The 10,063-nt window shown below is 68.1% G+C and carries 9 protein-coding genes and 1 pseudogene; 4 read left to right on the top strand and 6 right to left on the bottom strand.

Annotated elements, in window-relative coordinates; translation table 11 throughout:
* A pseudogene (locus tag A5698_RS00215) lies at nt 1–186 on the bottom strand (biotin synthase BioB); the annotation flags it as partial.
* 70 nt (nt 187–256) lie between these two features.
* Between A5698_RS00215 and A5698_RS00210 the strand changes: the two are divergent.
* Nucleotides 257–835, top strand: a complete 579-nt coding sequence (locus A5698_RS00210; protein ID WP_068291818.1) for a TetR/AcrR family transcriptional regulator C-terminal domain-containing protein — start codon at nt 257–259, stop codon at nt 833–835.
* Here A5698_RS00210 and A5698_RS00205 read toward each other — a convergent pair.
* Nucleotides 832–1,605: a hypothetical protein gene (locus A5698_RS00205; protein ID WP_156670553.1), complete on the bottom strand. Its 774-nt coding sequence runs from the start codon at nt 1,603–1,605 to the stop codon at nt 832–834. The genes A5698_RS00210 and A5698_RS00205 overlap by 4 nt on opposite strands.
* Nucleotides 1,606–1,685: 80 nt before the next feature.
* On the opposite strand from A5698_RS00205, the gene A5698_RS00200 reads away from it, so the two are divergent.
* Nucleotides 1,686–2,021 (top strand): MmcQ/YjbR family DNA-binding protein, encoded by a 336-nt coding sequence (locus A5698_RS00200; RefSeq protein WP_068291813.1) that lies wholly within the window; start codon nt 1,686–1,688, stop codon nt 2,019–2,021.
* On the opposite strand, the gene A5698_RS00195 is transcribed toward A5698_RS00200, so the two are convergent.
* Genes A5698_RS00195 through A5698_RS00180 form a run of 4 tightly spaced genes read right to left on the bottom strand, consistent with a single transcriptional unit; the run spans nt 2,014 to nt 5,702 of the window.
* Nucleotides 2,014–2,535: a 2'-5' RNA ligase family protein gene (locus A5698_RS00195; RefSeq protein WP_068291811.1), complete on the bottom strand. Its 522-nt coding sequence runs from the start codon at nt 2,533–2,535 to the stop codon at nt 2,014–2,016. The two genes, A5698_RS00200 and A5698_RS00195, sit on opposite strands and share 8 nt — an antisense overlap.
* A 2-nt stretch (nt 2,536–2,537) precedes the next feature.
* The gene (gene bioD, locus A5698_RS00190) at nt 2,538–3,203 is read right to left on the bottom strand and encodes a dethiobiotin synthase (protein ID WP_068291808.1); all 666 of its coding nucleotides are present in this window, start codon (nt 3,201–3,203) and stop codon (nt 2,538–2,540) included.
* On the bottom strand, nt 3,200–4,363 hold the full coding sequence (locus A5698_RS00185) for an 8-amino-7-oxononanoate synthase (RefSeq protein WP_197506580.1): 1,164 nt from the start codon (nt 4,361–4,363) through the stop codon (nt 3,200–3,202). The genes bioD and A5698_RS00185 overlap by 4 nt, the downstream gene beginning before the upstream one ends.
* A 55-nt stretch (nt 4,364–4,418) precedes the next feature.
* Nucleotides 4,419–5,702 carry an adenosylmethionine--8-amino-7-oxononanoate transaminase gene (locus tag A5698_RS00180; protein ID WP_068291803.1) on the bottom strand — a complete coding sequence of 428 codons (1,284 nt, stop codon included), beginning with the start codon at nt 5,700–5,702 and terminating at the stop codon, nt 4,419–4,421.
* Between the two features lie 32 nt (nt 5,703–5,734).
* Here A5698_RS00180 and sucT point away from each other — a divergent pair, with 32 nt between their 5' ends.
* Complete coding sequence (sucT, locus tag A5698_RS00175; RefSeq protein ID WP_068291800.1) at nt 5,735–7,912, top strand: acetyltransferase SucT; 2,178 nt, start codon at nt 5,735–5,737, stop codon at nt 7,910–7,912.
* On the top strand, nt 7,912–10,062 hold the full coding sequence (glgX, locus tag A5698_RS00170) for a glycogen debranching protein GlgX (protein ID WP_068291829.1): 2,151 nt from the start codon (nt 7,912–7,914) through the stop codon (nt 10,060–10,062). The genes sucT and glgX overlap by 1 nt, the downstream gene beginning before the upstream one ends.
* Nucleotide 10,063 lies beyond the last annotated feature (1 nt).

Here is a 10,063-nt window from a genome sequence, read left to right as displayed (position 1 = left end):
GAGGCTGATGATGCCCTCGACCTCGACGTCGGGACCGCACCAGGCCATCCGCACCTCGTGCGCCAACGCGAGCAGGTCGTCGAGGCGATCATCCGGCAGCTGCAGCACCTGCAGCGTCTGGTCCTGGTTCAGGCCTTCGCCGCGCTCGAGCACCTGCTCGCGGGCCACTGCCAGAATGTCGCTCACGGATCACCTCTCGCCACTTGAACACGTCGGCGGGCCGACAATTGAACGCTGTTCAGGTTAGGGTACGGCCGTGCAGCTTCACAAACGCGACGTGGTGCAGGCGGCGACCACGCTGCTGGACACGTACGGCCTGGCCGACCTGACCATGCGGCGGCTGGCGCGCGAGCTCGAGGTCTCCCCCGGCGCGCTGTACTGGCACTTCACCAGCAAGCAGCAGCTGCTCGGCGCGGTTGCCGACAGGATCCTCGAGCCCGTCGGGGACGCCGCAGGAAGCTGGCGCGAGCGGGTTTCGGCCCTCTGCGCGGCCCTGCGCGACGCCCTGTTGTCGCACACCGACGGCGCCGAGTTGGTGTCGGCCAGCTTCGCCGCCGGGCAGTCGTCGGCGATGACGCGCATCCTCGAGCGGCTCACCGCGGCGGCGGTTGATGCCGGTGTGCCCGCGGCCCACGCCGAACTGGCCGCCCGCACGGTCGTGTACTACGTGCTCGGTTTCATCGTTGACGAGCAGTCACGCCTGCAGTGGGATGCGGCTGGCGCCGAACTCCCCGTCGACCAGTCGGTGCTGACCGAGGACGCGTCCGCGCGGTTCCGTTTCGGGGTGAACCTCCTCATCAGCGGAATCCGCGAGCGGCAAGATCAACCGGTCTAGAAGCCGCGGTAGTTCCGGACGTCGTTCATCCACCGGGGATCGCCTGCGTCGACAGAGGCGGTGAGGGCCCACATCTGGACTCCCTGTTCGTGCCCGCCCACCATTGCGAAGCCGAGCTGGCGGCGGGTTTCGCTGGGGCCAGGCCGAATGATCACCTCGACGATCTTGTTCGGACGGCCCTCGGCCGTCACATCGGCGAACTCACCTTGGTCGTAGACCGGACTTTCGGCTACGACGATGTTGTCGGCTTTCGGCGCTTCATTGCCGCTCCCGACAAGCGATGCCAGATCCGGATACGTGCGGCCGGGGTCCATCTTCAGGACCGGGGCGTACACGCATGAGAGCAGATTTTCGCCTTCATCGGTGGGCGCCGACTTCTCGGCGTAGTCCACCACGGTCAGATAGGTGTTGACGATCGCCTGGCCCGCGGCGCTCGCATCGTCGAGGGCCGCAAACGGGACCGGGGCCTTCTGGCGGGAGGCGCCGGAGTCCTCGAGCGCGGTGCGCCACTTGTCGCGCCAGGCGTCGGCGTGCCCGGAGATGTAGGGCACGCACCGATCGATCCGGTCGGAGTAACTGAGTTTCATGAACTCGGAGTGGGCCGACTCGATGGTGGTCGGGGGCGGGCTGGGCCGGTAGAAGAAGTTCATGATCAGCGAGGTGCCACCGACGATGGCGCCGACGATCGCGATCGTCGTTGTCGTCCACCAGTGTTGCCGACCCGGACTCCACCCCGAAGCCCTGGCCGCCTCGTCGGATTGCTTTACCACCGAGCCGTAAGTTACCGGACTGACCGACGCAAAATGGCAGATCAGCGGCGATGTCATAGCGCTCGACTAACGTTCCGCCCATGATCACCGTCGACGACGTCCGGCGCATCACCGCGACGTTGCCGCGCTCTTACGAGGCGATCGTCCGGGACCGGATCAGGTTCCGCGTCGGGCAGATCGTCTACGTCGCGTTCTCGCGCGACGAGACGGTGATGGGCGTCGCGTTTCCCAAGGAGGAGCGGGCGGCGATGGTCGCCGCCGAGCCCGACAAGTTCGCCCTGCCGCGTGAGTCGGAGATGCGGTTCAACTGGATGCTGGTGAAGCTCGACGCGATCGAGTACGACGAACTGCGCGAGCTGGTGATCGACGGCTGGCGGATGTGCGTGCCGAAAAGCGTTAGCGCAACGGTCAACTGATCGGATACTCGACCCGGTTGTCGCCGTCCCAGTGACGCAGCCCGGTCAGCGTGCCCCGCACGTCGCGGCCGACCGATTTGACCGTCAGCGCGGCGGGCAGCTTGTCGGGAGCGACGCGACGTGCCAGCGTCACGTGCGGCGTCCACTGTCCCGGATCGGCGTGCCCCAACGCGCCTTTCGGCATGTGCGGCAGACACAGTTCGTGCACCTGGCGATGCAAACCCAGCAGTCCGTCGGACGGCACCACCAGGCGAACCAGCGTGAACACCCTGCCGCCGAACAGCATCGGCGCCCCGACCGTGCAGGGCAGCGGCAACCGCGCCAGCACCGGGCACAACGCGGTATTGACCGCCTCGTCGATGTCCTCCGCGACGGTCACGGTGATGTGCGGGCGGTTGCTCGGCGACGTATTGCTCGCCTGACTCCGAATACCGGCCCGCGTCAGGTCATCCCAGACGCGGCGGAGCTTCGCGTCCGTGTCCGGATCGAACGTCAGCTCGACCGAATGCACCATCGTCAGACCAGGCTCGTGAACCAGTCGGGATCGAACGCCGCCGCGCTCATCGCCTCGAACTCCTGGGCGGTCAGCGCGCCGGCACCCGCGGGCAGAATCGCCCGGAGTGGGGCAAGCCCGGCGAGGGCTGAGCGGTTGCCCTGTTCGGCGATGTCAGGGTCGGGCGGCCATGCGCCGATCACCAACCCGGCACACGAAACACCTTCACGGGCAAGGGCTTCCAGCGTCAGCGCGGTGTGGTTGAGCGTGCCGAGACCCGCAGCGACGACCACCAGCACCGGAGCGCCGAGGTCGACGGCGAGGTCACGCAGCGTCGCTTCGGCGCCGATCTCGACGAGCAACCCGCCCGCGCCCTCGACGAGGGTCAGCGGCGCGTCGACGGCCCGCACCGACTCGACGAGCTCCGCGCGCGTGGGCAGCGAAATGCCCGCACGGCCGGCGGCAGCGGCCGGCGCCAACGGCTCGGGATACCGCCACCCGCCGTGCAGCCGGGCGACGCCGGAAAGCCGCCCGACGTCGGCGAGGTCATCGTCGCGGGGGCTGCCGGTCTGCACGGGTTTGCAGACCGCGACGTCGACGCCGGACAGGCGGGCGTGGCACGCCAGCGCGGCGGTGGCGACAGTCTTGCCGACGCCGGTGTCGGTGCCTGTGATGAGGAGGGTGGTCACCGGCGCACGGTGGCCAGCACGTCGGCGAGAACATCGCTCGCCGAACGCATCTCGTCGTCGGTCAGCGATGCGCGTGCGGTGAGCCGCAGCCTCGACGTGCCGGCGGGCACGGTCGGTGGCCGAAAACACCCCACCCGCACACCGCGATCCAGGCACGCCACCGCGGCGCTGAACGCCACGTCGGGGTCACCGAGGATCACCGACACCACGGCCGACTCCGGCCGCTCATGCACCGAACAGATCGATGCGAGCGCCGCGGCGCGGTCGATGACGGCCTGCGCGCGCCACGGCTCGGCGATCAGGATGTCGAGCGCCGCCCAGGCCGCGCCCACCGCGGCCGGAGCGAGCCCGGTGTCGAAGATGAACGGTCGCGCGGCGTCGATCAGGTGGTCACGCACGGCCGTCGGACCCAGCACGATGCCGCCCTGGCTGCCGAGCGCCTTGGACAGCGTCGTCGTCATCACGATGTCGGGCGCACCGGCCAGTCCGACCTCGTGCAGCAACCCGCGTCCGCCCGCGCCGCGCACTCCGAGACCGTGGGCCTCGTCGACGATCAGCAGCGCACCGTGGCGGCGGCACACGTCGTGCAGTGCCCGCAGCGGGGCGAGGTCGCCGTCGGCGGAGAACACGGAGTCGGTCAGCACGACCGCGCGTTCCTCGTCGCGCGCCGCGAGCGCGACCTCCACCGCGGCGACGTCGCGGTGGGGCGTGACGACGACGCGCGCCCGCGACAGGCGGCACGCGTCGACCAGCGAGGCGTGGGTCAGGGCGTCGGAGATCAGCAGCGATCCGGCACCCGACAGCGCGACGACCGCGCCGAGGTTGGCCGTGTAGCCCGATGAGAACACCAGCGCCGACTCCGCACCCACGAAGTCGGCCAGCGCCCGCTCGAAGCCCTCGTGCAGCTCGGTGTTGCCCGTGACGAGGCGCGATCCGGTGGAGCCCGCACCCCAGGTCCGCAACGCGGCGACGCCGCCGTCGATGACCGCGGGATGCTGCGACAGGCCCAGGTAGTCGTTGGATGCGAGGTCGAGTTCGGTACCGACCGGCGGCCTGGCCCTCAACGAACGCCGCAGACCCGCGGCACGCCGCTGTCTTTCGACATCGTCGAGCCACGCCAGCGGGGAGAGACCTGCGCGCGTCACCGTGCTCCTCAGCATCGGACTTGAACAGCGTTCAGGTTAGGCCACCAGCGCGCGGGCGCACAAACGCGTGTCAGCCCAGCGCGCGGGCGACCGCGACCATCCCCGAGGTGATCCGGTCGATCTCCTCGGCGCTACAGATATAGGGCGGCATCGCGTAGACCAGGTTGCGGAACGGGCGCAGCCAGAGCCCGTTCTCCAGCGCGGCGGGCGTGGCGACCTTCAGGTCGACGGGTCGGTCCATCTCGATCACGCCGATCGCGCCGAGCACCCGCACGTCGGCCACGCCGGGCAGCCCCGACGCCGCGGCCAGTCCCGAACGCAGTCCCGCTTCGATCTCGCGCACCCGCGACCGCCAGTCCTGACCGAGCAGCACCTCGACCGCGGCCACCGCGACCCGGCACGCCAGCGCGTTCGCCATGAACGTGGGTCCGTGCATCAGCGCACCCGGCTCGTTCGAACTGATCGTGTGCGCGATACCTTTCGTGCACAGCGTCGCCGCGAGCGTGATGTAGCCCCCGGTCAGCGCCTTGCCGACGCACATGATGTCGGGACTCACGCCGGCGTGGTCGGCCGCGAAGAGTTCGCCGGTGCGGCCGAAGCCGGTCGCGATCTCGTCGAAGATCAGCAGCACCTCGTGCCGGGAACAGATCTCGCGCAGCGCGGCGAGGTAGCGAGGGTCGTGGAACCGCATGCCGCCGGCGCCCTGCACGACGGGCTCGACGATCACCGCGGCCAACTCGGCGGCGTGTTCGGCCAGTTGTTTCTCGAACGCCTCGACATATCCCGCGTCGTAGGCCCGCGGCACCGGCGGCGCGAACTCCTGCGCCATCAGCACGTCCGTCCACAGCGAGTGCATGCCGCCGTCCGGGTCGCACACGCTCATCGGGGTGAAAGTGTCGCCGTGGTATCCCCCGCGCCACGTCATCAGGCGGTGTTTGGCGCCGCGGCCGAGGCTGCGCCAGTACTGCAGCGCCATCTTCACGGCTACCTCGACCGACACCGAGCCCGAGTCGCTGAAGAAGACGGTGTCCAGGCCGTCGGGGGTGATCTCGACGAGCAACTGCGCGAGGCGGGCGGCCGGTTCGTGCGTGAGCCCGCCGAACATGACGTGGTTCATGGTGGCGAGCTGCTCGGTGATCGCGGCGTCGAGCACAGGGTGAGCGTGGCCGTGGATCGCAGTCCACCATGACGCCATCGCGTCGAGAACCTGCAGCTCACGCCCGTCGCAGTGGAGGGTGAGCCATGCCCCGCGAGCCCCCACCGCGACGACAGGGGCCAGCGCTTCCGCGCCGATCGTGCTGTAGGGATGCCAGACGTGGGCGGCGTCGACCGCACCGATCTCGGCAGGCGTCATGGCTGGCACCTTCGGTAGATTATCCGTCGACCATGATGACTCTCGCCCCTCCCCGGTCGGCGCCCATCACCGATTCGGGACGACCGTCGCGCGCCGCGAAAGCCTCGAGCGCTACCCGTGACTCCGCGGCCTACCGGCTCGATCTCGACGGACTGCGGGGCATCGCGATCGCGCTGGTGGCCGTCTTCCACGTGTGGTTCGGCCGGGTCTCGGGCGGTGTCGACGTGTTCCTCGCGCTGTCCGGCTTCTTCTTCGGCGGACGGCTGCTGCGCGCGGCGATGACGCCGGGCGCGTCGTTGCGGCCGGGCCCGGAGATGACGCGGCTGATCCGGCGGCTGCTGCCGGCGCTGATCGTCGTGCTCGCCGCGTCGGCGGTGCTGACCGTCGCGATCCAGCCGCAGACGCGCTGGGAGACGTTCGCCGACCAGAGCCTGGCCAGCCTCGGCTACTTCCAGAACTGGGAGCTGGCCAACTCTGCCTCGAACTACCTGCGCGCGGGTGAGGCGGTCAGCCCGCTGCAGCACATCTGGTCGATGTCGGTGCAGGGCCAGTTCTACATCGCGTTCCTGGCCCTGATCTTGTTGTCGGCCTTGCTGTTTCGACGCATCTTCAAACGGCACATGCGTGCGGCGTTCGTCGTGCTGCTCACCGTGCTCACCATCGCGTCGTTCGTCTACGCGATCTATGCCCACAACACCGATCAGGCCACCGCCTACTACAACAGCTTCGCCCGGGCGTGGGAACTACTGCTCGGCGCGCTCGTCGGCGCGGTCGTCACCCATCTGCGCATGCCGATGTGGTTGCGCACGATCGCGGCGGTCGTGGCGCTGGCGGCGATCCTGGCGTGCGGCGCGGTGATCGACGGGGTCAAGGAGTTCCCCGGCCCGTGGGCGCTGGTCCCGGTCGCCGCCACCATGCTGTTCATCCTCTCCGCGGCGAACCGGGTGGCCGACCCGCACACCGCGGGCCGGATGCCGCTGCCCAACCGCCTGCTTGCGACGGCGCCGTTCGTATCGCTCGGCGCGATGGCTTACTCGCTGTACCTGTGGCACTGGCCGCTGCTGATCTTCTGGCTGGCCTACAGCGGGCACCGACGCGCCTCGGTGATCGAGGGTGCGGTGGTGCTGCTGGTTTCCGGGGTGCTGGCGTGGCTGACCACCAAGTACGTCGAGAACCCGTTGCGGTACCGCACCGCCCCCTCCTCGCGCGCGGTCGCCCCGAAGAAGTCGCGGAGGCGCAGGCCGCCGGTGGTGTTGGGGTCGGTGGTCGTGCTTCTGGGGGTTGCGCTGACCGTGACGTCGTTCACCTGGCGTGAGCATGTGCTCGTTCAGCGCACGAACGGCGCGGAGCTGGTCGCGCTGTCGACGCACGACTATCCCGGCGCCGCGGCATTGATGAGCAAGATCAGGGTGCCCAAGCTACCGATGCGCCCGACCGTGCTCGAGGCCAAGAACGATCTCCCCGAGACCACCGAGGACGGCTGCATCAGCGACTTCGACAACGTCGACGTGATCAACTGCACCTACGGCGACAAGAACGCCAAACGCACGATCGCGCTGGCCGGCGGCTCACACGCCGAACACTGGATCACCGCGCTGGACCTGCTCGGCAAGCGGCACCACTTCAAGATCGTGACCTATCTGAAGATGGGCTGCCCCCTGACGACCGAACAAGTGCCGCTGGTGATGGGCGACAACCGCCCGTACCCGAAGTGCCACGAGTGGAACGAGCGGGCGATGGACAAGCTCATCGCCGACCGCCCCGACTACGTCTTCACCACCTCGACGCGGCCCTGGAACATCAGGCCGGGCGATGTGATGCCCGGGACCTACATCGGCATCTGGCAGGAACTGTCCGACAACAACATCCCGATCCTGGCCATGCGTGACACGCCGTGGCTGGTGCGCAACGGGGAGCCCTTCTTCGCCGCCGACTGCCTCGCCGACGGCGGCGACGCTATCTCCTGTGGAACTCGCAGATCCGACGTACTCTCGGAACACAACCCGACACTCGACTTCGTCAAGCGGTTCCCACTGCTCAAACCGCTCGACATGAGTGATGCGGTGTGCCGCAAGGATATTTGCCGAGCCGTGGAGGGGAACGTCTTGCTCTACCACGACGCGCATCACATCTCGAAGACCTATATGCGCACCATGGCACCGGAACTCGGTCGCCAGATCGCCGCCGCCACCGGTTGGTGGGTTGGGTGATGCCCGGCGGTGAACCGGCGGCGGTGCCCACCGTCTGGCCGGGGGCGGCCTATCCCCTGGGCGCCACATACGACGGCGCGGGAACGAACTTCTCGGTCTTCTCCGAGGTCGCCGATCGGGTCGAACTGTGCCTGATCGGCAAGGACGGCCGTGAGGAGCGGGTCAACCTCGACGAGGTGGACGGCTACGTCTGGCACTGCTATCTGCCGACGGTCACGCCGGGTCAGCGTTACGGCTTTCGCGTGCACGGCCCGTGGGACCCGTCGGCCGGGCACCGATGCGATTCGAGCAAGCTGCTGCTCGACCCGTACGGCAAGTCGTTCCACGGCGACTTCACGTTCTCGCAGGCGCTGTTCTCCTACGACCTGAACGCCGGCGACCTCGCATCGGGTGGAACGCCGCCCCGCGTCGACTCCCTCGGTCACACGATGACCAGCGTCGTGATCAACCCGTATTTCGACTGGGCATCCGACCGCGCACCCCGCACCCCGTACCACGAGACGGTGATCTACGAGGCGCACGTCAAAGGCATGACGCAGCGGCACCCCGGTATCCCCGAGGAACTCCGCGGCACCTACGCCGGGCTGTGCCACCCGGTCATCATCGACCACCTCAAGTCGCTGAACGTGACGGCGATCGAGTTGATGCCGGTCCACCAGTTCCTGCACGACCATCGGCTGGTCGACCTCGGTCTGCGAAACTATTGGGGCTACAACACTTTCGGTTTCTTCGCACCGCATTACGAGTACGCGGCCAACAAACACGCCGGCGGCGCGGTCGCCGAGTTCAAGGGCATGGTGCGGTCCTTCCACGAGGCGGGGATCGAGGTCATCCTCGACGTGGTCTACAACCACACCGCCGAGGGCAACCACCTCGGCCCGACGCTGAACTTCCGGGGCATCGACAACGCCGCCTACTACCGCCTGCTGGACGGCGACCTACGGCTGTACAAGGACTTCACCGGCACCGGCAACAGCCTCAACGCCCGCCATCCGCACACGCTGCAGCTGATCATGGACTCGCTGCGCTACTGGGTGCTGGAGATGCACGTCGACGGATTCCGCTTCGACCTGGCCGCCACCCTGGCTCGCGAGTTCTACGACGTCGATCGACTGAGCGCGTTTTTCGACCTGGTGCAACAGGATCCGGTGGTGAGCCAGGTCAAGCTGATCGCCGAGCCGTGGGACGTCGGCGAAGGCGGCTATCAGGTCGGCAATTTCCCAGGTTTGTGGACCGAGTGGAACGGGAAGTATCGCGACACTGTGCGTGATTACTGGCGGGGAGAGCCCGCAACCCTCGGCGAGTTCGCATCGCGGCTGACCGGTTCGTCCGACCTCTACGAGGCGACCGGCCGGCGACCTGGCGCGAGCATCAACTTCGTCACCTGCCACGACGGCTTCACGTTGAACGACCTGGTGTCCTACAACGAAAAGCACAACGAGGCCAATGGCGAGGACAACCGCGACGGCGAAAGCCACAACCGGTCCTGGAACTGCGGCGTGGAGGGACCGACCGACGACCCGGAGATCCTGGCGCTGCGCGGTAAGCAGATGCGCAACATCATGGGCACGCTGATGCTCTCGCAGGGCACGCCGATGATCCTGCACGGCGACGAGATCGGCCGCACCCAGAGCGGCAACAACAACGTCTACTGCCAGGACTCCGAGATCTCCTGGATGGACTGGTCGTTGTGCGAGAAGAACGCCGACCTGCTCACCTTCACCCGCAAGGTCACCCGGCTGCGCAAGGAGCATCCGGTGTTCCGCCGGCGGCGGTTCTTCGAGGGCAAGCCGATCCGCAGCGGCGAACAGGTCCGCGACATCGCGTGGCTGACGCCCGCCGGTGAGGAGATGACGCTCGAGGACTGGGGCGCCGGGCTCGGTAAATGCGTCGCTGTGTTCCTCAACGGCGATGCCATCTCTGCGCCGAACGAACGCGGAGAGCGAGTCGTCGACGACTCTTTCCTGTTGTGCTTCAACGCACATGACCATTCCCAGGACTTCGTCACCCCGACGGGCAGCTACGCCAAAGAGTGGACCGCCGCGCTGGACACCGCCGACGCCACCGGGTCCACCGAGTTGGTGGCCAAGGCCGGCGAGAAGATCTCGCTGCCTGCGCGCTCCCTTCTGGTGATGCGTAAGACGGCGTGAT

Source organism: Mycobacterium sp. E136 (genome assembly GCF_001666865.1).
Lineage (GTDB): Bacteria > Actinomycetota > Actinomycetes > Mycobacteriales > Mycobacteriaceae > Mycobacterium.
Note: the sequence above shows the minus strand (reverse complement) of the source record. Positions and strands in the feature narration are given on the sequence as shown.

Bases quoted from the DNA above. Each gene is read 5' to 3' on its own strand.
- A5698_RS00200 (WP_068291813.1), top strand. From the start codon at position 1,686: ATGATCACCGTCGACGACGTCCGGCGCATCACCGCGACGTTGCCGCGC.
- A5698_RS00195 (WP_068291811.1), bottom strand. From the start codon at position 2,535: ATGGTGCATTCGGTCGAGCTGACGTTCGATCCGGACACGGACGCGAAG.
- A5698_RS00185 (WP_197506580.1), bottom strand. From the start codon at position 4,363: ATGCTGAGGAGCACGGTGACGCGCGCAGGTCTCTCCCCGCTGGCGTGG.
- A5698_RS00180 (WP_068291803.1), bottom strand. From the start codon at position 5,702: ATGACGCCTGCCGAGATCGGTGCGGTCGACGCCGCCCACGTCTGGCAT.
- sucT (WP_068291800.1), top strand. From the start codon at position 5,735: ATGATGACTCTCGCCCCTCCCCGGTCGGCGCCCATCACCGATTCGGGA.
- glgX (WP_068291829.1), top strand. From the start codon at position 7,912: ATGCCCGGCGGTGAACCGGCGGCGGTGCCCACCGTCTGGCCGGGGGCG.